General features: G+C 53.8%; 23 protein-coding genes. 17 read left to right on the top strand and 6 right to left on the bottom strand.

Annotated features, from left to right (window positions below; translation table 11 throughout):
• Positions 1 to 60 precede the first annotated feature (60 nt).
• The 10 genes from sad to LZP96_RS19500 all read left to right on the top strand — a co-directional run bounded on the left by sad (position 61) and on the right by LZP96_RS19500 (position 11,554).
• Positions 61 to 1,449: a succinate-semialdehyde dehydrogenase gene (sad, locus tag LZP96_RS19545; protein ID WP_064326103.1), complete on the top strand. Its 1,389-nt coding sequence runs from the start codon at positions 61 to 63 to the stop codon at positions 1,447 to 1,449.
• A 122-nt stretch (positions 1,450 to 1,571) separates the two neighbouring features.
• Entirely contained in the window at positions 1,572 to 3,161 is a 1,590-nt protein-coding gene (locus tag LZP96_RS19540) for a methyl-accepting chemotaxis protein (RefSeq protein WP_064328127.1), read from the top strand.
• 63 nt (positions 3,162 to 3,224) lie between these two features.
• The gene (gene glsB / locus LZP96_RS19535) at positions 3,225 to 4,151 is read left to right on the top strand and encodes a glutaminase B (RefSeq protein ID WP_064326104.1); all 927 of its coding nucleotides are present in this window, start codon (positions 3,225 to 3,227) and stop codon (positions 4,149 to 4,151) included.
• On the top strand, positions 4,151 to 4,513 hold the full coding sequence (locus LZP96_RS19530) for a DUF4186 domain-containing protein (protein WP_064326105.1): 363 nt from the start codon (positions 4,151 to 4,153) through the stop codon (positions 4,511 to 4,513). The genes glsB and LZP96_RS19530 overlap by 1 nt, the downstream gene beginning before the upstream one ends.
• 108 nt (positions 4,514 to 4,621) lie before the next feature.
• On the top strand, positions 4,622 to 6,070 hold the full coding sequence (locus LZP96_RS19525; RefSeq protein WP_064326106.1) for a GGDEF domain-containing protein: 1,449 nt from the start codon (positions 4,622 to 4,624) through the stop codon (positions 6,068 to 6,070).
• Between the two features lie 180 nt (positions 6,071 to 6,250).
• Positions 6,251 to 7,243, top strand: coding sequence for a sensor domain-containing diguanylate cyclase (locus LZP96_RS19520; protein ID WP_064326107.1), 993 nt, complete (start codon positions 6,251 to 6,253; stop codon positions 7,241 to 7,243).
• A 51-nt stretch (positions 7,244 to 7,294) separates the two neighbouring features.
• Positions 7,295 to 8,260: a GGDEF domain-containing protein gene (locus tag LZP96_RS19515; RefSeq protein ID WP_064326108.1), complete on the top strand. Its 966-nt coding sequence runs from the start codon at positions 7,295 to 7,297 to the stop codon at positions 8,258 to 8,260.
• An 81-nt stretch (positions 8,261 to 8,341) separates the two neighbouring features.
• Positions 8,342 to 8,866, top strand: coding sequence for a GNAT family N-acetyltransferase (locus LZP96_RS19510; protein ID WP_064326109.1), 525 nt, complete (start codon positions 8,342 to 8,344; stop codon positions 8,864 to 8,866).
• Between the two features lie 118 nt (positions 8,867 to 8,984).
• Positions 8,985 to 10,436, top strand: coding sequence for a tagaturonate reductase (locus tag LZP96_RS19505; RefSeq protein WP_064326110.1), 1,452 nt, complete (start codon positions 8,985 to 8,987; stop codon positions 10,434 to 10,436).
• A 203-nt stretch (positions 10,437 to 10,639) separates the two neighbouring features.
• Positions 10,640 to 11,554: a bestrophin family protein gene (locus LZP96_RS19500; protein WP_064326111.1), complete on the top strand. Its 915-nt coding sequence runs from the start codon at positions 10,640 to 10,642 to the stop codon at positions 11,552 to 11,554.
• On the opposite strand, the gene LZP96_RS19495 is transcribed toward LZP96_RS19500, so the two are convergent.
• Positions 11,542 to 12,108: a GNAT family N-acetyltransferase gene (locus LZP96_RS19495; protein ID WP_064326112.1), complete on the bottom strand. Its 567-nt coding sequence runs from the start codon at positions 12,106 to 12,108 to the stop codon at positions 11,542 to 11,544. The genes LZP96_RS19500 and LZP96_RS19495 overlap by 13 nt on opposite strands.
• A gap of 118 nt (positions 12,109 to 12,226) precedes the next feature.
• Between LZP96_RS19495 and LZP96_RS19490 the strand changes: the two genes are divergently transcribed.
• The 5 genes from LZP96_RS19490 to LZP96_RS19470 all read left to right on the top strand — a co-directional run bounded on the left by LZP96_RS19490 (position 12,227) and on the right by LZP96_RS19470 (position 17,276).
• Positions 12,227 to 12,697 (top strand): GNAT family N-acetyltransferase, encoded by a 471-nt coding sequence (locus LZP96_RS19490; RefSeq protein ID WP_064326113.1) that lies wholly within the window; start codon positions 12,227 to 12,229, stop codon positions 12,695 to 12,697.
• 176 nt (positions 12,698 to 12,873) lie between these two features.
• Positions 12,874 to 13,869 (top strand): alpha/beta fold hydrolase, encoded by a 996-nt coding sequence (locus tag LZP96_RS19485; RefSeq protein WP_064328128.1) that lies wholly within the window; start codon positions 12,874 to 12,876, stop codon positions 13,867 to 13,869.
• Positions 13,870 to 13,914: 45 nt separating this feature from the next.
• The gene (locus LZP96_RS19480; protein WP_064326114.1) at positions 13,915 to 14,655 is read left to right on the top strand and encodes a response regulator; all 741 of its coding nucleotides are present in this window, start codon (positions 13,915 to 13,917) and stop codon (positions 14,653 to 14,655) included.
• Positions 14,652 to 15,950 (top strand): ATP-binding protein, encoded by a 1,299-nt coding sequence (locus tag LZP96_RS19475; protein WP_064326115.1) that lies wholly within the window; start codon positions 14,652 to 14,654, stop codon positions 15,948 to 15,950. The genes LZP96_RS19480 and LZP96_RS19475 overlap by 4 nt, the downstream gene beginning before the upstream one ends.
• A gap of 135 nt (positions 15,951 to 16,085) precedes the next feature.
• On the top strand, positions 16,086 to 17,276 hold the full coding sequence (locus LZP96_RS19470) for a cytochrome c biogenesis protein/redoxin (RefSeq protein WP_064326116.1): 1,191 nt from the start codon (positions 16,086 to 16,088) through the stop codon (positions 17,274 to 17,276).
• 3 nt (positions 17,277 to 17,279) lie between these two features.
• On the opposite strand, the gene tam is transcribed toward LZP96_RS19470, so the two are convergent.
• Positions 17,280 to 18,038: a trans-aconitate 2-methyltransferase gene (gene tam, locus LZP96_RS19465; RefSeq protein WP_064326117.1), complete on the bottom strand. Its 759-nt coding sequence runs from the start codon at positions 18,036 to 18,038 to the stop codon at positions 17,280 to 17,282.
• Positions 18,039 to 18,180: 142 nt separating this feature from the next.
• Here tam and LZP96_RS19460 point away from each other — a divergent pair, with 142 nt between their 5' ends.
• Positions 18,181 to 18,981, top strand: coding sequence for an OBAP family protein (locus tag LZP96_RS19460; protein ID WP_064326118.1), 801 nt, complete (start codon positions 18,181 to 18,183; stop codon positions 18,979 to 18,981).
• A 123-nt stretch (positions 18,982 to 19,104) separates the two neighbouring features.
• On the opposite strand, the gene LZP96_RS19455 is transcribed toward LZP96_RS19460, so the two are convergent.
• Positions 19,105 to 20,112 (bottom strand): Rossmann-fold NAD(P)-binding domain-containing protein, encoded by a 1,008-nt coding sequence (locus tag LZP96_RS19455; RefSeq protein ID WP_064326119.1) that lies wholly within the window; start codon positions 20,110 to 20,112, stop codon positions 19,105 to 19,107.
• Positions 20,113 to 20,229: 117 nt separating this feature from the next.
• Between LZP96_RS19455 and LZP96_RS19450 the strand changes: the two genes are divergently transcribed.
• Entirely contained in the window at positions 20,230 to 20,844 is a 615-nt protein-coding gene (locus LZP96_RS19450) for a TetR/AcrR family transcriptional regulator (RefSeq protein ID WP_071892373.1), read from the top strand.
• A 43-nt stretch (positions 20,845 to 20,887) separates the two neighbouring features.
• On the opposite strand, the gene LZP96_RS19445 is transcribed toward LZP96_RS19450, so the two are convergent.
• From LZP96_RS19445 to LZP96_RS19435, 3 genes are all read right to left on the bottom strand, one after another.
• Positions 20,888 to 21,427 carry a GNAT family N-acetyltransferase gene (locus LZP96_RS19445; RefSeq protein ID WP_064326120.1) on the bottom strand — a complete coding sequence of 180 codons (540 nt, stop codon included), beginning with the start codon at positions 21,425 to 21,427 and terminating at the stop codon, positions 20,888 to 20,890.
• A 4-nt stretch (positions 21,428 to 21,431) separates the two neighbouring features.
• Entirely contained in the window at positions 21,432 to 21,701 is a 270-nt protein-coding gene (locus tag LZP96_RS19440) for a type II toxin-antitoxin system TacA family antitoxin (protein ID WP_064326121.1), read from the bottom strand.
• A 386-nt stretch (positions 21,702 to 22,087) separates the two neighbouring features.
• The gene (locus tag LZP96_RS19435; RefSeq protein WP_071892502.1) at positions 22,088 to 22,306 is read right to left on the bottom strand and encodes a helix-turn-helix domain-containing protein; all 219 of its coding nucleotides are present in this window, start codon (positions 22,304 to 22,306) and stop codon (positions 22,088 to 22,090) included.
• Positions 22,307 to 22,508 lie beyond the last annotated feature (202 nt).

The raw sequence follows: 22,508 nt of genomic DNA, 5'->3' as shown, positions 1-22,508 counted from the left end.
ATTTTTCATAAATAGCAGAGTGGACCACACTGAATCAACTCTTAATGCGTGGAGAACATCATGACTTATTCACCGGCTAAACATGCACTCTCTGTTAACCCGGCTACCGGCGAAACGCTGGCGGCCTGTCCCTGGGCCACCGCAGAAGCGGTTGAACAGGCGATTGCCCTGGCCGACACGGGGTTCCGTCAGTGGCGAAGCGAAAGCGTTGCCCATCGCGCTCAGAAACTGCGCGACCTGGGCGCGGCACTGCGCGAGCGTGCGGAAGAGATGGCGCAAATGATGTCCCGCGAAATGGGCAAACCCATTTTGCAGGCGCGTGCCGAGGTGACGAAATCAGCGAGCTTATGTGACTGGTATGCCGAACATGGCCCGGCAATGCTCACGGCCGAGGCGACTCAGGTTGAACAGAACAACGCGGTCATCGAGTATCGCCCTCTGGGGCCGATTCTGGCGGTTATGCCGTGGAACTTTCCGCTGTGGCAGGTGCTGCGTGGTGCGGTGCCCATTCTGTTAGCCGGTAACAGCTATCTCCTGAAACATGCCCCGAACGTCCTCGGTTCAGCGGAGCTCATCGCCCGCACGTTTGCCGAGGCGGGTTTCCCGGCCGGGGTATTTGGCTGGGTCAATGCCACGAACGACGGCGTGAGTCAGGCTATTAACGATCGTCGCATTGCGGCGGTGACCGTCACCGGCAGCGTTCGCGCCGGCGCGGCGATCGGTGCGCAGGCCGGGGCCGCACTGAAAAAATGCGTACTGGAGCTGGGGGGTTCCGATCCTTTTATCGTGCTAAACGATGCGGATCTGGATCTGGCCGTCAAAGCCGCCGTTGCGGGGCGTTACCAGAATACCGGACAGGTATGTGCAGCCGCGAAGCGTTTCATTGTGGAAGAGGGCATTGCCGATCGTTTCACCCAACGCTTTGTAGAGGCGACCGCCGCCCTGAAAATGGGCGCACCGGATCGGGAAGAAAATTATCTCGGCCCGATGGCGCGTTACGATCTGCGTGATGAGCTCCACCAGCAGGTTCAGGCGACCCTGGCAGAAGGGGCAACGCTGCTGTTGGGCGGAGAGAAAATCGCCGGTGCCGGTAATTACTATGCCCCAACCGTGCTGGGTAACGTCACATCAGAGATGACGGCGTTTCGTCAGGAGCTATTTGGGCCAGTGGCGGCCATTACGGTCGCGAAAGATGCTGACCATGCCCTGGCGCTTGCTAACGACAGCGACTTTGGGCTATCCGCCACGATCTTTACCGGGGATGCACGCCAGGCGGAGAGATTCTCACGCCAGCTGGAGTGCGGCGGCGTATTCATCAACGGCTACAGCGCCAGCGATGCCCGCGTCGCGTTCGGCGGCGTCAAGAAGAGCGGATTTGGTCGTGAGCTTTCTCATTTCGGCCTGCACGAGTTCTGTAACGTGCAGACGGTGTGGAAAGACCGGGTATAGCGCACATCTAACGCTAAAAACGGGCCTTCGCAATGAAGGCCTGTGTCATTTTTCTGTCATGGTTCTGTCATGCGCGTTTCGTAGACTCGCACGCGTATAACGTACTGTTACAGAAGAAAATTATGAACCTAACGCAAATTTTTCGCCGTATTGCGCTGCGCTTTATTCCCCGTCAGTTCGGGCTACTGGCAGGCATCTTTTGTATTATCGGTCTTTTCTCCGCGCTACAGCTTTCTTCCACGGTTCTGTTGACCGCCTCCCTGCGCGACGCACAGCAAAATGAACAACGTAACCAGCTGGCCCAACAGCAGCAGAATACGCTGGATGCTGCCCGCGTTTCCTTACTGGCCGCGAGCGATCTGCTAAACCGCTCCGGGGTCTATTTCATGCAGGACAGAGAGACGGGTTCGGAGGGGAGCTGGAACAGTTTAATGGACGAGGCGCAAAAGGCGCTGAACGCCTCGCAGCAGGCGTGGAACCTCTGGCAGACCCTGAATCCCCCCAAAGATGAGGCGCTGGTCAGCAGTTATCAGCTTTTCTTTGGCGCCATTAATGAACAGGCGCAGGCGCTGGTAAAGAATCACTCGATTGACGCTTTCTTTGCTGTCCCCGCCCAGGCGTTTCAGACTGATTTCAACGATAACTTTGCCCGTTACCAACAGCTACGTGAACACCAGGCCAATGCGGGACGAGAGTCCCTGATGCAGAGCCTGTCCGGGCTACAGTCGCTGTTCATGCTGGCGCCGGTTGTGCTGTTAATGATTGCCGTGGCGGTCTGGTTTGGCATGTCCCGGTGGGTGATTACGCCGCTACGCGGGGTGATTGCCCATATTAACCAGCTGGCCGCTGGGGATCTTTCGGGTACGCCGCCCGCAGTGTCGGGATTTAATCGTGAAATCAGGCAACTGAACGTCAGTATTGCCACAATGCAGCAGGGGTTACAGCAACTGGTGACGCAGGTCAGCCAGGCGACCACCTCAATGGTGGAGAATATTGGTGCCCTGGCGGAAGGAAATCAAAAGCTCTATCAGCAGTCCGTTCGTCAGACCCAGGAGCTGAATGATGTTACCGCGCATATTGCCACGCTTGAATCCCACGTTGAGGGCAATACGGGATATGCCAGACTGGCCAGCTCACGCGCGGATGAAGCCCGGCATGCGGCGGCAGGCGGGGACGCCATGATGTCGACGGTGAATGCCTCCATGGAAGCGATTGTGGCGCGATCTGCCGAAATGCGCGGCATTGTGGCGATGATTGACGGCGTGGCGTTCCAGACCAATATTCTGGCGCTGAACGCCGCTATCGAAGCGGCCCATGCGGGTAATCAGGGGCGCGGATTCGCGGTTGTGGCAAAAGAGGTGGGGCTTCTGGCGCGGAAAAGCAGCCATTCCACGCAAACTATCCAGGCGCTGATTAATCATTCACTGCAGGGCATTGAGGACGGGTCTAAAGCAGTGGTGCGCCTGGAAGACAATCTGCAAGAGGTGACCCGTCTGGTCGCCAACCTGAGCAGTTTGCTCAGTGACATCTCTGCCGCCACCCTGAGTCAGGGGGAGAGTATCCATCAGATGACCCGTCAGCTGCAGGCCCTCAATCAGGTCTCACAACAAACGGATCAACTGGTAACGACCGCTTCAGAAGCGTCGGCGCGCCTGCATGATGAATCCTGGCTACTGATGAAAGCCGTCTCGCGTTTTCGTCTTCCGGCCTGACGCGGCCTGCCAGGCTCTGATATACTCGCAGCCCGTTTTTGGCCTGTGGGCAAGGAGCAACGTGTGGCTGCGGTCATCCAAAATGAGATGCTGGAAGAGATTCTGGCACAGGTACGCCCGTTACTGGGCAAAGGAAAGGTTGCCGATTATATTCCGGCGCTGGCCTCGGTTGAGGGGAACAAGCTGGGCATCGCCATTTCTACCGTAGACGGTCAGCATTTTCAGGCAGGCGATGCCAGCGAGCGCTTCTCGATTCAGTCGATCTCTAAAGTACTGAGCCTCGTCGCGGCCATGCGTCAATATGAAGAGGATGAGATCTGGCAGCGGGTGGGCAAAGATCCCTCCGGTCAGCCCTTTAACTCTCTGCTGCAGCTTGAAATCGAACAGGGCAAACCGCGAAACCCATTCATTAACGCAGGCGCGCTGGTGGTGTGTGACATGCTGCAAAGTCGGCTTAGCGCACCCCGTCAACGAATGCTGGAGATTGTGCGTAAGCTGTGCGAAGAGTCTGATATTGCCTACGATTCGACGGTGGCGCGCTCTGAATTCGATCACTCGGCGCGTAATGCCGCCATTGCCTGGCTGATGAAATCGTTTGGTAATTTCCATAATGACGTCGCCACTGTCCTGCAAAACTACTTCCATTACTGTGCGCTGAAGATGAGCTGCGTTGAACTGGCGCGTACCTTTCTGTTTCTTGCGAACCAGGGCCATGCGCCCCATCTGGCAGAAGACGTGGTGAGCCCCCTGCAGGCGCGGCAGATCAACGCGCTTATGGCGACCAGTGGTATGTATCAGAACGCGGGTGAATTTGCCTGGCGCGTGGGGCTGCCGGCAAAATCCGGCGTCGGCGGGGGCGTGGTGGCGATTGTGCCGCATGAAATGGCCATCGCCGTATGGAGTCCGGAACTGGATGAGACCGGCAACTCTCTGGCAGGCGTCGCCGTGCTTGAAAAATTAACCCAGCGTCTGGGGCGCTCTGTTTACTGATGACTACGTTTGACCCGCTGTTTGCGCGCCTGGCCCGTTCGGCGTTTCGTTCCCGCTTTCGTCTGGGCGTGAAAGAACGTCAGTACTGCTGGGACAAAGGGGCGGAAGTTATCGATCAGCATGCGGCAGATTTTATTGCAACGCGCCTGGCGCCTGCACATCCGCGTAACGACGGTAAGCAAACGCCCATGCGCGGTCATCCGGTCTTCATCGCGCAGCATGCCACGGCGACCTGTTGTCGAGGATGTCTGGAAAAATGGCATCAGATCCCTCACGGGCAGCCACTGAGCACCGCGCAGCAGCGTTATGTCGTTACCGTCATTCATCACTGGCTGGTCTTACAGATGAACACGCCGGGTTAAGAGGCCTTACGCCCGCGTGATATGGCTGAAAGATCCGTGCTAAGCTTTAACAATTCCTGTTGATGACCGCAAATAATCACCCTAAGTGATTATATGGACAGATATTTAATGCGATCTTCGTTTTCCTCATTTAAACCTTTTTTGCCTGACTATCCGCTGCGTAATGCCGCAGGGATATTTCTGCTCACCACGCTGTTTTATTTCGTGGGGGCAGAGCTTCGTCTGGTGGAATCGCTATCACTTTTCTGGCCGCTAAACGGGGTCATGGCGGGCGTTTTTGCCCGTTACGCATTTCTGAATCGTCTGCGTTACTATGCGGTCTCGTATGTGGCGATGCTGTTATATGACGCGATGACCACCACCTGGGGTTTTGCATCGGTGGTGATCAATCTTTCCAATATGGTCTTTATCGTCACCGTAGCCTTGCTGGTTACGCGTGATAAACGGCTTAAACGCAAGACGCCGCATCCCATTAACGCGCTGAGGATATTCAATTACTGTCTGATTGCCGCTCTGCTTTGCGCACTGGTGGGGGCGCTCGGTTCAGTGGGAATTGATAGTCACACCTTCTGGCCGCTCTATGCAGACTGGTTTAGCGAACAGTTCTCAACGGGCGTACTGATTGTGCCCTGCATGTTGACGGCAACGTTGCCGCGCATGGATCAGGCCGTACGAGGGGATCATTTTCTTCCCGTCGTGGCGTTGGTTGTCTCCGTTATGGCTTCCGTCGTGATTGGCGGCGCGGGAAGCCTCGCGTTCCCGCTTCCGGCCTTGATCTGGTGTGCGGTGCGTTATTCGCTTCCTGCGACCTGTCTGCTGACGTTTATCACCGGTGGGGTGGAGATCATCCTGGTGGCGAATTCGATTATTAACATTGCCGTAGAAGCGCCGCTCTCCACCCCGATGATGTTCTCTGCCCGTCTGGGTATTGCCACCATGGCCATTTGTCCGGTAATGGTCTCGGTAAGCGTGGCGGCGATTAACTCCCTGATCCGCCAGGTGTCACTGCGGGCGGATTATGATTTCCTCACGCGCGTCTATTCTCGCTCCGGTCTTTATGAGGCGCTCAGACATGAGGATTCGCTGCGTCAGGCCCGCACGTTGACGGTCATGCTGCTGGATATTGATTATTTCAAAAGTATCAACGACAGCTATGGGCATGAATGTGGGGATCGGATGCTGGCGGCTTTTGCGGGCAAGATCCAGGCGGAGGTTGGAAACGCAGGGCTGGTGGCCCGCATGGGCGGGGAGGAGTTTGCCGTGGTGACCCCCACGCTGAACGCCCGTCAAGCCCGGGAACTGGCTGATCGCCTTCGTCGCGCGATAGAGTTATATCCCTTTACCTGGCGGCAGCAGACGCTGTTTTTGACGGTCAGTATTGGTATAAGTCACACCCGATCAGAGTTCAGTCATTTAACCGAGGTGTTCAATAAGCTGATGGCCGAAGCGGATGACTATTTATATCGTTCGAAAAAAGCAGGGCGAAATCGCATCAGTGCGCCCGAGACGAACGAAGAGAGCGTGAGGCAATCTTCGCAAAGCAGCCCTACGGTGTAACCGTCACCATCCCAGACGGGATGCGGCGTAGATGTTGCCAATTTGCTGATTATTTTCTTGCTAGCCATAGTCAAGCTCCCTAAGATACCGAAGATAATAATTCGGAATAATCTCATCATGACTGGACAAGACAAACTACGCCCATCCTCCCGCATACCAGGACGTCGGTTTGTCTCACGGATGTATATGATGCGGATTTTGGGCACCTTTCTCTGTTTCATTCCGATACTTTCCGTCCTCATTGAACTTAAACGTTCACCCTGGCTGATGCTTTTGCTTGGGCTGAATGCGTTTCTCTGGCCAACGTACGCCTGGTTTCGCGCAAAACGCTCGGCGACGCCGCTCGACACAGAACATCAGAATCTCATTATCGATGCCGGTGCGGGGGGATTTTGGATCGCGATGATGGCGGTGAACCCGCTGCCGTCTGTGGTCATTGCTACGATTTTACTGTCCGACCGGCTTGCCGCAGGAGGCTTTCGGCTAATGGGAAAGGCCGCTATTGCCATGCTCACGGTCTTTATGGCTGCCTGGCTGGCGCAGGGGATGACCGTTGTGACCTACGTGTCGCAGCAGAGTCTCTTTGCCACCTTGCCTTTAATCGCTATCTATATCATTGCGCTTAGCGTCCTGACGGACAGTATTGCCATCCGGTTACGCTGCAAAACGCGGGAACTGGAACGGATCGCGATGATGGATCCGCTCCTTGATATTGCTAATCGTCGGCTTCTGGAAAAACGCATCGATCACGAGCTTGGCAAGCTGCAACAGGTTTGTCGTGAATCGGTACTCATGTTTATTGATATCGATAATTTCAAAGAGGTTAACGATCGCTTTGGACACAAAGTGGGGGACACGATGCTGGCGACCGTCTCACGCATACTTCATCTGGCCACCCGACCCACGGATACCCCGGCCCGGCTTGGCGGCGATGAGTTCGTGATCCTGCTCCCCAACACCACCCTCGAAGAGGCAGAAATCGTGGCGACACGCATCATGGATGCCGCTGCGGTCATGGAAGATGTGGCGGATGAGGCCATCCGTTGCACCCTCAGTATCGGCATTGCCTGCGCCACGCGGAGCATGACGTCTGTCACAGAGTGGTTACAGGCGGCAGACCATGCGCTCTATCAGGCTAAAAGGGGGGGTAAAAACCGTATTTTTGGTCACTGAAATTGCGGCGGTTAGGCTACGCTTTTAAAACGCATCCTGTCAGGAGACACCATGAAAGCCCCCACTAATCCAGCCAATGAAACAGAGCGCCTGGCATCCCTGCGCGAATCGGGGCTGCTCGAAGCGGAAAACCGGCAAGCTTACGACAGATTAACCCGGCTCGCTAAAAGACTGTTTAACGTTCCGGTTGCCATGGTCAATTTGATCGACGAGCGCGCGCAAGTCGCGCTTTCTGTTGATGGACCGGGCCCTTATACGCTTCCCAGACATGTTTCTGTCTGTGCGCATACGATTTTGAGCCACGAGCCGCTGGTGGTCGCAGACACGCATAACGATATGCGTTTCGTCGATAATCCGCTGGTCACCACGCAACCCGGCATCCGTTTTTACGCCGGGATACCGCTACGCCTTCCGGATGGCGCGACGGTAGGCTCCCTGTGCGTGGTGGATCACACCCCGCGGGAGTTTTCTGCCGCCGACATTGCTGCATTAAGCGATTTAGCCGCGCTGGCCGAGGACGAATTTGCCGCCACCAGCGCCGCGACCACGGATGAACTCACCGGTTTATTCAACCGGCGCGGGTTTAATCAGTTTGCCGCCTTTGCCTTGTCAGGTGCGCGGCGACGTGCCGAGCCGCTGACGCTGGCGTGGATTGATCTGGATCGTTTCAAACAAATTAACGATCGCTATGGTCATGAGGAGGGGGATGCGGCTCTGAAGGCGATGGCCAGTTTGCTCCGTTCGTCGTTTCGGGAGGCCGATTTGCTGGTGCGCTACGGTGGCGATGAGTTTGCCGTCCTGTTTGCCGACACCGACGAAAATGGCGCGTGGATAGCGATGCAATACCTCACGGAACAGGTGGCGCTGTTTAACCAGCAGGGCAATCGCCCCTGGACGTTGACGTTCTCCTGGGGCGTCTGCGAATTCGATCACGATCATAACGATCTGCAGCACTGGCTTCGCATAGCAGATGAAAAAATGTTTACCATGAAACAAAAAAACAGCGTGGCCCGATGACATAACAATTCCCTATGTCACCGTTCTTGCGTTAAACCTTTGTTATGGGCAAGGTGAGGGAAAAACCTCGGAACCCTTACCATGCCCGCATTCACTGTTCATTCTCTCTCCCGGGAGGAGATCCTCTCTCATCGCCAGGCCCTTGCCGATATTCTTGTTAACTGTGTCAATGGCGGGGCGTCGGTGAGCTTTATGATGCCTTTAAGTCTGTCTCGTGCCGGGGAGTTCTGGTCTGCCATCGCTGAAAGCGTCGGACGGCAGGAACGCACTGTGCTGGTATGTAAAGACGAAACCCATCAGCTAGCCGGCACCGTTCAGCTCGTCACCGATCAGCCCGAAAACCAACCGCACCGCGCCGATGTCGCCAAACTGTTAGTTCATGAGAAAGCCCGACGTCAGGGGATTGCAATGCTCTTGATGGATGCGCTGGAAGCGACTGCCCGCGCGCAGGGTAAAACCGTTCTGGTGCTGGATACCGCAACAGGAAGCGGGGCAGAGTCATTTTATCAACGTGCAGGCTGGCAGAAATCAGGCGAGATCCCGCGCTATGCCCTGATGCCGGATGGGGAAATGACGGGCACTACCGTGTTCTATAAGTTCCTGTAATCTTTTTTCATCATTACAACATGCTTTGATCAAAACAGGGTTTCCTGGTAGAAAAGTTTGATAAGTTATTGGACCAATCTTATCAGGCTGTATGACCACTAAAAAAAGGAACCTCTTTGTGAACACACTCAACCGTCGCGATTTCCCCGGTGCTCTCTATCCTGAACGTATCATTCAGTTTGGTGAGGGCAACTTCCTGCGGGCGTTTGTGGACTGGCAGATTGATCTGTTGAATGAACACACGGACCTGAATGCTGGCGTGGTGATAGTGCGCCCCATTCAGAGCGCTTTTCCGCCTTCGCTGAGCACCCAGGATGGTTTATATACCACCATCATTCGTGGACTTAATGAGAAGGGCGAAGCGGTCAGCGATGCACGCCTGATCCGGTCGGTGAACCGTGAGATTAGCGTATACGGTCAGTATGACGAGTTCCTGAAGCTGGCACACAATCCAGAAATGCGTTTTGTCTTCTCTAATACGACCGAAGCGGGGATTAGCTATCACGCTGAGGATAAATTCGACGACGCGCCTGCCGTCAGTTATCCCGCCAAGCTGACGCGTCTGCTGTTTGAACGTTTCCAGCATTTCAACGGGGCGAAAGACAAAGGGTGGATTATCATTCCGTGTGAACTGATTGATTACAACGGTGACGCGTTGCATGAGCTGGTTCTGCGCTATGCACAGGAGTGGGCGTTACCCGAGGCCTTTATAACCTGGCTGGATGAAGCGAATGCCTTCTGTTCAACGCTGGTAGATCGCATTGTGACCGGCTATCCGCGTGATGAAGTGGCCGCGCTGGAAGCAGAACTGGGCTATCACGACGGTTTCCTCGATACAGCTGAACATTTCTACCTGTTTGTGATTCAGGGGCCTGAATCGCTCGCCCGCGAACTGCGTCTGGACAAGTATCCCCTGAACGTGCTCATCGTTGATGACATTAAACCGTATAAAGAACGCAAGGTCGCCATTCTGAACGGGGCGCATACCGCGCTGGTTCCCGTTGCATTCCAGGCAGGGCTGGATACTGTCGGTGAATCGATGAACGACGACGCTGTCCGCGCCTTTGTCGAGAAAGCGATTTATCAGGAGATTATTCCTGTACTCGATCTGCCGAAAAACGAGCTGGAATCCTTTGCCAGTGCGGTGACAGGCCGTTTCCAGAACCCATACATTAAGCACCAGTTGCTGTCGATTTCACTCAATGGCATGACGAAATTCCGCACCCGTATTTTGCCGCAGCTGTTAGCAGGGCAGAACGCTACCGGGCAACTACCGGCGCGTCTGACCTTTGCTCTGGCCGCGTTGATTGCTTTCTATCGCGGCGAGCGTAACGGTGAACGTTATCCGGTGCAGGATGAGGCTCACTGGCTCGAACGTTACCAGCAGCTATGGGCGCAGCATCATGATAAGCAGATCAGCACCAGCGAACTGGTGAGGGCGGTTTTAAGCGTTAGCGAACACTGGGAACAAGACCTGACCAACGTAAAAGGTCTGGTAGAACAAGTAACGCTCGACCTGGACGCCATTTTACTGCAAGGAATGCGGGCTGCCGTTAAGCCGCTTTGCTAACAAAATAACCCGGTTTCGGCCGGGTTTTTCAAAAAGAGATATTAGTTACAACATACAATGAACTTCCTGGTTAAATCACCACTTCAACATCAGTGCATAGCGTGTCTTGCAGAAGGGAATGGGCCATCATTTGTTAACAAGCTTGCAACCGTGACGTCGATCACGTTTAATAGCCGCGCTCTTTTTCTTGCCTGAAGCTGACTATGATCGTTCGTCCTCAACACCACTGGCTCCGCCTGATTTTTGTCTGGCACGGATCCGTCTTGCCTAAAATCTCGACCCGGCTGTTTCTCAACTTCCTGTTATCGCTTGCGGTCATCGTGATGCTGCCCTGGTACACCACGCTCGGTATAAAATTTACCGTCGCACCGTTCAGTATTTTGGGCGTCGCCATCGCGATATTTCTCGGATTTCGTAACAACGCCTGTTATTCGCGCTATGTTGAAGCCCGGCAACTTTGGGGGCAGCTGATGATAGCGTCACGGTCGCTGTTTCGCGAAGTAAAAAATACGCTGCCTGACGATCCGCACCTTGGTGAATTTGTTCGCCTGCAAATTGCCTTCGCCCATTGTCTGCGAATGACATTGCGCAGACAGCCTCAGGCAGACCAGCTTGCAGGCTATTTATCGCCAGATCATCTGCGTGCGGCGATGGCGTCCAATTCACCGTCGAACCGTATTCTGCTGATTATGGGGGAGTGGCTGGCGCAAAGACGCCGGGAAGGGCAGCTGTCAGATATTCTTTTTATTAGCCTGAATAATCGCCTGAACGATATGTCCGTTGTGCTTGCCGGATGCGAGCGCATCGCCAATACGCCCGTGCCGTTTGCCTATACGTTAATACTGCATCGCACCGTGTATCTCTTTTGCATCATGCTTCCTTTCGCGCTGGTCGTTGACCTGCACTACATGACGCCGTTCGTGTCGGTGCTGATCTCCTACACCTTTATCTCGCTGGATGCGCTGGCAGAAGAGCTGGAGGAACCGTTCGGTACCGAGAATAACGATTTGCCGCTGGATGCCATCTGCAATGCAATGGAGATCGACCTGCTGCAAATGAACGATGAACAAACGATCCCCGCCCGAATTCTGCCCGATAAATATTATCAGTTGACCTGATCGCCAGTGGAACGCCGTAAAGCGTTCCACTCTTCACGGGTAATCTCCCACAGTTCGGAGTCCAGTTCCCCGCTAACATAGGCTTTCTTTTCCGTTCTGATGAGCCGCATGCCGCTACTGGCTGAAATGCGCTGCGATCGCTGGTTTAGAGCCGCTTTCGGCGCACGTAATACCGGCTTATTCAGGGTATTAAACCAGTAATCCGTTGCCGCAATGCTCGCTTCACGCATATAGCCTTGACTCTGCCATTCCGGAGCAAGCCAAAAACCGCGGTTATTATCTTCAACGTCATACAAACAAATTAAGCCAATAAGCTGCTCTGGCTCCTCCTGTCGACGCAGCGTCCAGAACCAGGCGATGCCTTTCTTCATATCAGGGAGCGCAACATTATTGACGTAGTGGCGGGCGCCGTCATCCGGATAGGGCCACGGGACGCTTGAGACCATATAGCGCACAATTTCCCAGCGGGGGTAGAGCGCCTGGATTTGGGCAGCGTCTTCTGCTTCAAGCGGTTTCAGTATCAACCGTTCGGTAACCAACGTGGGAATCGACATGGCAGCATCTCCAATATTTGGCGTTATGTTTTTGTTTGCCTTCTGCTATTTTCATGATTACCACATAACGTGCCGGGAAGCATTAATACACGGGCTACCAGAATTTGCAGAGGCAGGCATGACCATCAGACGGGCAGTACCACAGGAAGCAGAAACGCTGTGGAATATACGTAATCAGGCGATCCGCCACGGCTGTCAAGAGAGCTATCCCGCGGACGTCATCGCGCGCTGGACGCCCGATATCATGCCGGACACTTATCGCCAGAGGGTCATCGAATATCCCTTTTACGTTGCTGAAGATAACTACGGTACGGTTGTTGCGACCGGTTATCTGGATCTGACGCAAAACAGTCTCGAGGCAATTTTTACTCTGCCATCCGCATCAGGCAAGGGCTACGCCCGTCAAATTATGGCCGTTTTACTGGAGGAAGCGCGGGGCAGGAAGATCGCCTGTGTTACCCTCGCCGCCACGCCAAACGCGCAGTCCTTTTACGAAAAAATGGGTTTTGTTACCCTGAAGGAGAGTCTTTATCCCTCACGGCTGGCAGGCGCGGATCTACGCTGTTTTGATATGGCCATCACCCTGTAAGGCAAACGACTTTGTTCGTCAGGGAATTTTACGCTGAACTTTGCGGCTTTGTATCACAGTGTATCTGAGGCGTTTTCACATACACAGCCATGCAAAAAAGACCTTTTTGCACATCTCACGAATACAAAAAATTGATGAGATATCCCCGTGAAATGCACTCAATCGGAGATATCAACATGTTCAATAAACTGGCTTATTCAACACTGGCTTTAACGCTTTCTCTTGGTACCGTCCTGTCCTGTCAGGCAGAAGCGATGGCAGGCGATACCGCCTCCGCATTTAATCAGCTTCATCAGATAAACGCAGGCGTGCTCAACGTCGGCTATGTCGATATTGGCCCTAAAAATGGTCAGCCGGTCATTCTGTTACACGGCTGGCCCTACGATATTCAAAGCTATGCTCAGGTGGCACCAGCCCTTGCGGCTAAAGGCTACCGGGTGATTGTTCCTTCCCTTCGGGGTTACGGCACGACCCGTTTTCTGTCTGATAGTACGCCGCGAAATGGTCAACCCTCTGCTATGGCTAAAGACATCGTCGATCTGATGGATGCCCTGAATATTAAACAGGCCGTGTTCGCCGGTTACGACTGGGGTGCCCGAACGGCGGATATCGTGGCCGCGTTGTGGCCAGAGCGGGTGAAATCGCTGGTATCCGTCAGCGGTTATCTGATCAGCAGTCAGGCGATCGGTGAAAAACCCTTACCGCCTAAGGCTGAAGTGCAATGGTGGTATCAGTTCTATTTCGCCACTGCACGCGGTGCTCAGGGCTATGCCAAAAACACCCATGATTTTGCGCGATTGATTTGGTCCCAGGCTTCGCCAGACTGGAAGTTCAGCGATAAAACCTTCAATGCGAGCGCCAAATCGCTGGATAACCCGGACCATGTCGCCGTGACCCTCAGTAATTACCGCTGGCGCCTGGGTCTCGAAAAAGGTGAGCCGCAATACGATCGATATGAACAGAAACTGGCGGCGTTACCCGCTATCCATGTGCCGACGATCACTATTGAAGGCGGCAATAACGGTGCACCGCATCCGGACCCAAAAACTTACGCCAGTAAATTCACCGGCAAGTATGAACACCGTACCTTTGGTGCTCACGTAGGTCATAACCCGCCGCAGGAAGATCCGCAGGATTTCGTCAAAGCGGTCGTGGATGCTGACAAGCTCTGAGTTGTGCTATTTTCAATACGTTATCTCTTTTTTCAGGAGCGTCAGGTGGACCATATTGATCATATCCTTGTAGTTGATGACGACAGGGATATTCGTGAACTGATTGTCGATTATCTGGTGAAGTCGGGTTATCACGCGACGGGCGCCGCTAACGGCAAAGAGATGCGTGTTGTGCTGGACAAACAGCATATCGATTTGGTTGTGCTGGACGTGATGATGCCCGGCGACGACGGTTTAACGCTGTGTCGTCAGCTGCGCGGCGGTAAGCATAAGGATCTGCCGATTCTGATGCTTACCGCCCGCAACGAAGAGACCGACCGGATAGTAGGCCTGGAAATGGGGGCCGATGATTATGTGGTGAAACCTTTCGTGGCCCGCGAATTGCTGGCACGAATCAAGGCCATTCTGCGGCGTTTTCGGACCATGCCACCGAATCTCCAGGTGACCGAGGCCGGACGTCTGATCGCTTTTGGCGAATGGGAGCTGGATACGGTGTCACGACACCTGATTGATCGGGAGGGCATGATTGTGGCCCTGAGCGGTGCGGAATACCGTTTGCTCCGCGTTTTCCTCGATCATCCTCAACGGGTACTGACGCGCGATCAGCTGCTGAACCTGACTCAGGGCCGTGATGCCGAGCTTTTTGAACGCTCTATCGATCTTCTGGTGAGCAGGGTACGTCAGCGTCTGAACGAGGATGCCAAAACCCCCGCCTATATCAAAACGGTACGCAGCGAGGGATATGTACTGGCCATGCCGGTGGTGATCAAAGAGTATAACGAATGACGCTCTGGCCACGATCGTTACTCTCCCGTTTGCTGATCATTGTGTTTGCCGGGCTGGTTCTCGCGAACGCGCTTAGCCTGACGCTGGTCATGGTTGAACGAATGCACAGCGCGCGCAATGTGATGCTTGGCAATCTTGAAAATGACGTTGCAACAAGCGTCGCCATCCTTGACCGCCTGCCTGCTGGTGAACGTGCACAGTGGCTGCCGCAGCTGGAGCGGGGCAACTATCATTATATTCTTGGCCCCGGCGAACCGGGAAAACCGCCACAGGATAAACGTTCGCAGGATGCCATTCGCAGCCTGCGCGACACGCTTGGCGATCGCTATCCGCTGAGTTTTACTGCCATACCCGGACCGGTATCGCACATCCAGGCGCATGTGACGTTAAGCGACGGTTCGCCTTTAACCCTGGACCTGACTCCTCGAATGCCACCGGTCGCCAGCTGGCTGCCGGTCGTCTTTATCCTGCAACTCTTACTCATTGTGCTCTGCTCATGGATCGCCGTTAAACAGGTCGTACGGCCTTTTTCGCTCTTTACCCGAGCCGTCGATTCGCTGGAGCCCGCCGCACACCAGCCGATGAGTGAGCAGGGACCGGCAGAGGTACGCCGCGCAGCCCGGGCGTTTAATGCCATGCAGGCACGAATACAGCTCTATCTGAAAGAACGCGCCCAAATCCTGGCCTCAATATCACATGACTTACAAACGCCGATTACGCGAATGAAACTGCGTGTTGAAATGGCCGATCAGCCTGAACTTCGCGAAAAGCTTATGCAGGATTTGGATAACATGACGCGTCTGGTGCGGGAAGGGATTGCGTATGCCCGTTCATCAGAATCACTGGAAGAACCGCCCGTCAGGCTCGATCTGTCAGCATGGATAGACAGCATCGTCTGTGACTACCGGGATACCGGCAAGAACGTGAGCTTTATCGCACCGGATGGACGGTTACCTTTCAGAACCCGACCTCAGGCGCTCCGACGAGTCATGACGAACTTAATAGATAATGCTCTCAAGTATGGGGAACGTGCGGATATCAGTCTGGACACAGGCGATCTTTCGCGCATTGTTATTCACGTGGTGGATATTGGCCCTGGCATACCGGAAGACGAGCAGGACGCCGTGCTGCAACCGTTTTATCGCCTTGAAAGCTCCCGCAATCGTGATACGGGGGGAACGGGGCTTGGGCTGGCCATCGCCGCGCAGTTAATTGCACAGCTTCAAGGATCGTTGACGCTGACCAATCGTCCGCAAGGTGGGCTTGATGCGTCCGTTACCCTGTCGAACCTGTAATTGTACCCGTTTGTATCTGAATGCCGTCTGGATACGCGAGAAGACAAAAGGGCGAGCGCAGAACATCATCTGAATACACTTATACGATGAAATGACCTCACTGCATTTCGCAGATAACTGTTACGTGAGGTCATTATGTTTCTTCTCATTGCCTTTCTCGGGGGGATGGTCAGCCTGCTCAGCCCCTGTACGCTCCCGGTGATCCCACTCTTATTTGCTGGTTTTCGCGGCAAACGACAGCACATCATTGCCTTGCTTCTGGGTATGGTGGTGATGTTTACCGTCGTCGCTATGTTGGTCACCGTCGCCAGCGACTGGATCGTAAAAGCAACGGCGTACGGAAGGGGTATCGCCCTGGTATTCTTCGCCTTTGCGGCGCTGGCGCTGATCTTCCCGTCTTTCGCACAGCGGCTGGCGCAGCCCGCGGTTAATCTGGGTAACAGACTTAATTTTCACAGTAACAAAACGGCCGGGATCGCGTCGGCCTTTTTAGCCGGTCTCGCCGTCGGGTTGCTCTGGTCACCTTGTGCCGGTCCGATTCTGGGGGCTATTTTCAGTCTGGGAATTGCGGGGCATTCAGCGGTGGCGACCGGTTCATTATTAATCGCCTATGGCGCCGGTTGTGCAGTTATGCTGGCGTTGCTGGGGCTGGGTGGACAAAGGCTGTTAGCCCCGTTAAAAGCACGCTCCGCACTGATGGATACGTTACGTCGCGGGTCTGGCGTGGTGATGCTGAGTGCCGTGGTATTAAGCGCCACGGGAATGAATAGCCTGCTTCAAGGGGCGAATGGCGTGGCAGACACCCTTGAAAACCAGCTGCTGCGCCTGGCACCGCAGGCAACCCCGCCGGCGAAATTACAGCCTGTTGTGCAACCTGTGACATCCCATTCACTGCCTTCACTTGAGGGAGGGACAGGCTGGATAAACGGTGACCCTGTCACGTCTGAGCAACTCAAAGGGAAGGTGGTGCTGATTGATTTCTGGACCTGGGACTGTATTAACTGCCAGCACACGCTGCCGTTAGTACGCGCGTGGGCCAATAAATATCAGTCGCAAGGTCTGACGGTTATTGGCGTTCACACCCCCGAATACCCCTGGGAAAAACCGCGCCAGTCCGTTGAGAAAGCGGTAAAAAAATGGCAACTGCCGTACTCAGTCGTCACCGATAATAATTACCGCATCTGGAACGCGTTCGGCAACAGATACTGGCCAGCGCACTATTTCTTTGATGCAAAAGGGCAGCTTCGTTATGTCTCTTTTGGCGAAGGCAATGAAGAAAAACAGGAGCAGGTCATCCAGCAACTGCTTAAAGAAGCCCACGCCTGACGACTAGGGTTCACGCCGGGCGACCATAAACAGACGTGGAAATGCCAGCAATATCTGCCCATTCTCCTGGAGCGGATATTGCTGTTCCAGTAATTCCTGATAACGCGCCAGGTAGTTTATTTGCTCGCTTTGGCTTAAGTCCTGCAACCAGGGGCGTAATCCCGTCGCGCTGACCCAATCAATAATCGCCTGATGCGAACGCATTTTGTGATAGTAGGTGGTGCGCCAGATATCCACGTCGCATCCCGCATCCGTTAAAATATCGTAATAGGCGTGAACGCCGGGCAAAGCGTCGCGACTCCGGTCGGGATACCCTTGCTCGTAGGCCACTTCGCGCATAGCGACGTGGGTAGGCTCCATGGTGTTATCAGGCATCTGGAGAGCCAGCACGCCATTCATTTTCAGCAATGACACCAGATGCGGGAGTAATTCGTAGTGATTGGGAACCCACTGCAGTGACGCATTGGCGAAGATCACACTCAAAGGGTGCTCAGGTCGAAACTGGCTGATATCGCTCTCAACGAAGCGGCAGTCGGGCAGGGCAACGCGAGCTTGCTCGAGCATCGCCGGCGAATTATCCACGCCCGTTATCCGGGCAGACGGCCAGCGATGGCGTAGCAGCGTCGTACTGTTTCCAGGCCCACAGCCTAAATCGGCCACATGCGTGACGTCATCCAGTGTCACTCTGGCGAGCAATTCCATCGCGGGACGGGTACGCTCGGCACCGTATTGCAAATAAAGGGAAGGGTTCCAGTCGGCCAATTTCTCTCTCCTGTCAGCGGGCTTACCTTAAGATTAGCCGATTCGGCTTCACGTTTCGGCCTGGGATTAAAATGAGATCTTTTGCGGCTAAAGTGGCGGGGATGAACTATGTTCATAACAAACCTTTTGCCAGGGAGAGCCTGTGAAATCAATCTCTTTAATCCTCTTTTCAAGCCTCATCTTAACCGGATGCGGCGCAAATAACACACCGCCTAAAACGGATATCCCGGGTGATAAAACCTCTGCTGAGATGCGTACGCTGGAAACGGGAGCAAACGTCTTGCAGTCCCGACCTCCGGTTGATGCAATCAGTACCTATCTTGATGGTTTTCATTTTTACAACGGTGATAAGAACGGGCAAATGGAAGCCCATCACTATGTGACCGTGTTGAACGATGATGTGATGCAGGCCGTGATCTACGACGGCAATACCAAAGATGCCCGGCTGATGGGCGTTGAGTACATCATCAGTGAACGTTTGTTCAGGACACTCCCGCCTGAGGAGAAAAAATTGTGGCACAGCCATCAATATGAAGTGAAATCCGGTAGCCTGATCGCGCCGGGTCTTCCCGCAGTGGCAGACAAGGCGTTGATGAGTAAAATCGTGAATACGTACGGTAAAACCTGGCATACATGGCATACCGATCGAGATAAGACGTTGCCGCTCGGTATTCCTGCATTGATGATGGGCTTTACCGCAGACGGACAACTTGATCCCGCGTTACAGGCAGACAGAGATCGTCGGCTCAAGGTGAGTACTGAAACCGTGAAGAGTGAGCGCAAGGAGATAGTGGCTCATCCGGTCATTGCGGGTGCCAATGCCTGGCAACAAGGCGACGTGATCCAGTTAAAACGCGTGCAGGGTTCCGGTGAACATGGGCATGGTGAAACCGCGAAATTCGGGAAGTCAGAACAGTCGAAACAAGGCAAAACCGGGCAGTAAACGGAACATGTTCGAACATAGCCCGTGCCGGGTCTTCCTGATAAGGATCATGACGCATCTGATTCGCAACGAGTAAACACCGGCGGGCATACGGCTGCCTCGCCGGATATGACTGAGCATTGTTTACGGGAGGGGGAGTTGCACAACCTCGCCGCCTTCTTGTGCCAGACGGGCTAAGTAGTGCGACGCATCCAGAATCTGATAAGGGAAGTACAGGCCTGGCGTGACAGGGGGTTGGCCATCCAGCCCGATCAAGCGCTCCAGAAGCAAGGCAATTCCCATTCCGGTGAGGGGAGCCGCACCGCCAGGATGCACGACCGCATGCCTTGTACGAAGCGTCTGCCCGGTGTGATCGCGACCAGAAAGATCCAGAAGGATTTCCGTTGATAATGCCCCACCTTTGCGCCGACTCGAACTGATCCCCTTGCCGAGATTGAACTGAACGCTCGGTGCGCCTGTCGCGGCTGCCAGCCCCGTTACGTCGATGGAAGAAAAGCCGGCAGCGTCAATTTTACTGCCATCGAGCGCTGAGAAAGTCACGTTTGCCTCATCACCTTCCCGCCATATCCAGTTTCCGTTACGGCGCGAAAGCGCGGCAGGCATCAACCGGCTAAGATATTCAAAATCTTCGGCCACCGCCGGCCCACCGGTATCCTGTTCATCGACCAGCGCACCAATGCGAATTTCATCGACCTGAGCGAAGGATTTTGACAGATGGAGCGCGGGAACGGTTGTTGCGCCTACCAGCCATTCATAGCCAAGCACCACCGCCGATGCAGTGGGTGACTGCATGAAGCTTGCGACTTCTGGGGCAATTTCGAATACCCCGGATGAGATACTCAGGTGAGGTATTCCCCGCGCCAGGGCGAAGCGCAAACTGGCAAGAGAATGATCCTTGTAGAGAACGACCACCGCACTGATTTGTTTATCTTCCAGACCCAGTTCTGCCGCGTTCATATCCGGCACGATAGCCTGGGCGTTGCCAATCTCTGCCGCAGCACGCTGGGCCCTGGTTAAATCCCGACCGCCAATCAGAAGCGGAACATCCGGGTAAGTCGCACGAAGTGCCCGCGCAGTCTGCTTGCCGATAGAACCAGAACCACCCAATAAAAGTATAGGATTAAAGGACATAGGCGTTTTTCCTCATTTACGTGATAAGCTACTATTAGTAGGAAAGGTAGTCCGCTTTTCGATATTAAGCTACTTTTAGTAGGTTAAATTTTTGTGTAGCTGAAGGAATAGTGATCGATGAAAAATAAGAACGACCCTCTCTTCACGTCTCCGGTTAAAAGATTAACCCGAGCCGAAAGGCGCCAGCAGCTTCTTGAAACCGCGCTTCTCATCGTACGCGAGGAAGATCTCGATAACCTGACTCTGGGACGGCTAGCCGAGCGTGCAGGCATTTCTAAACCTGTGGTCTACGATCATTTTCCAACCCGCTCGGCATTGTTAATCGAACTCTATAAATGGATCGATACAGAACGAGTCAGAACCTTCGCTGAAATGATGTCCAGAACACATAACAATGCTCAGGAAACTTCACAGGTCCTGGCGAGCACCTATATCCATTGTGCCGCAGACAAAACGGGTGAATTCCACATCATTGGCGCCGCGCTGGCAGGTAGTGAAGAAAAAGCGGTGGTTTTCCAGGCGTTGCTGGATAACTGCGTCGCCATGTTTGTCTCTGTTCTGACACCGCATGTGGATATGGCCCCAACGGTGTTACAGAAAATTTGCGTAGGGCTTGTTGGCGCTGGGGAAGCGTTGTCCGTAGCGATTACGCGTGGAAACATGCAGCATGATGAGGCTGTGGAGGCTTTCGCAACGCTTATCAACGGGATCGTACAGCCCGGTGTAAGGTAAAGTCTTCCTTACTGTAATGAAAAAGCCCCACATTTCGGGGCCTTTATCCTGCGTTAGCTTCTTTGCCGTCGAATAATTCCTCTATCGCTGTGGTTGGATAGAAGAGGGTGTTCCCGTTTGCTCCCCTGAGCAGTACAAATCCCAGATTAAGATAGAATTTTTTGGCGTTGTCGTTAAGCGCTTCAACGAACATTCCATGAATGCCGACCGCTTGAGAGGCGTGATACACCACCTTCATGGCATGCGTCACGAGCGCTTCTCCGTAGCCCTGGCGATGTAGGCTTTTATCAACAGCCAGACGTCCCAGAGTCACACTCGGAACGTTTTTGTAGGGCACGCGTTTTTGTTGCGTTTTACTTGGCAGAAACTCCTTTTCAAAGCAGCTTCCTGACAAAGTGTAATAACCCATAACACGGGGTTTATTTTCTCTCGTGGTGAGCACGTAACCACGTAAAACCTTACCCATATGCTGGCGTTTCAGATGGTCAGTGAGAAAAGTATTCAGATACGCTTCACCGCAATCGAAGTTGCTGAGATCATAATTAACGTCTTCAGAAAAAATCGCTATCTTTAAAACGTCCACGTCATTACTCCAAATTCTGGAGACGCTTAGCAGCTCGTTTCAGTCGGTCGTTCGGTGCCGGTGGGTTACTGATTGCATCCATAACGAGGTTCCACGACGCCTCGTTGAGGATCAGTCGACGATGCTGGTTGATAACTTCCGCTGCACGTTCAGAGGCGGTGCTCACCATAAACTGTGAAATTGACTGGTTAGTCATTGCCGCAGCCTCTTCGATCATGCTTTTGTCATCCTCGTTTAATCTGAGATCGATGCGCTGTTTCTTCAATGCTGACATGGTCTTTCTCCTCGACCACCCGTGATAAAAGTAGGGCGGTCAACTGCTCGTTAAGTGTAAGCGTTTGAGCTTAGGGTCATTCTCAGGCTTCGAGCCTGTAAGGGTATGGTAATCAGGCGGTGTACGGTTTAACGCCGTACATGAATGATAGGGTTCTAAAAGACAGAATTCAACCAGAAGTTGTTCTCAGGCCTGCATGCCGCACGAAATGGCATACAGGATTGATGGTCGCATTGGGCGTATGTTTATTGGTGAATGGACAACTTAGAAACCTCTGGCGTGCAGACCAGAGGTTTGTATTAAAACTTACCAGGGGTAACGTAAAAAAGTACGGGGCAACTGATAACCAGAGCGACATTGTGACGAATTACTGACTCCAGGAGTAATCAAATACGCAGTGCACGTCCAGCGAGGCCCGGCAGCAGTTGTCGGTTGCCAGGCTCTCCACGATGACGGTTAACAACTGAAAACTGTTTGTGTTCGCGGTAACGTTGAAGCAAACGGCGGAAGTGACTGTCAGAAATCCCAAACCGGGTTGCTGCAAGACGTGTGGTAAGACGACGGTCGATAACGTCCTGAAGGATCCGGGTTCGGTATGCCGTCATGAGACTCATAATTAGAAAGCAGTGGTCGGTATGTTGAGACTGCAGCGCGGACATATCTATTTGGGGTTTGGTCACAGTCGATATCTGAATTTAGCTAGCATACCGTCTGTCAAAGCAAGTTTAAAATGTCACCTCTTTGTGCAAGATAGAAAGGGCACTTTCAGCCTATGTAATCATATTAATGTGACTGCTGCGTTATCCC

Origin of the sequence: Huaxiibacter chinensis, from assembly GCF_022171985.1 — a bacterium.
Classification (GTDB): Bacteria; Pseudomonadota; Gammaproteobacteria; order Enterobacterales; family Enterobacteriaceae; genus Enterobacter; species Enterobacter chinensis_A.
Note: the sequence above shows the minus strand (reverse complement) of the source record. Positions and strands in the feature narration are given on the sequence as shown.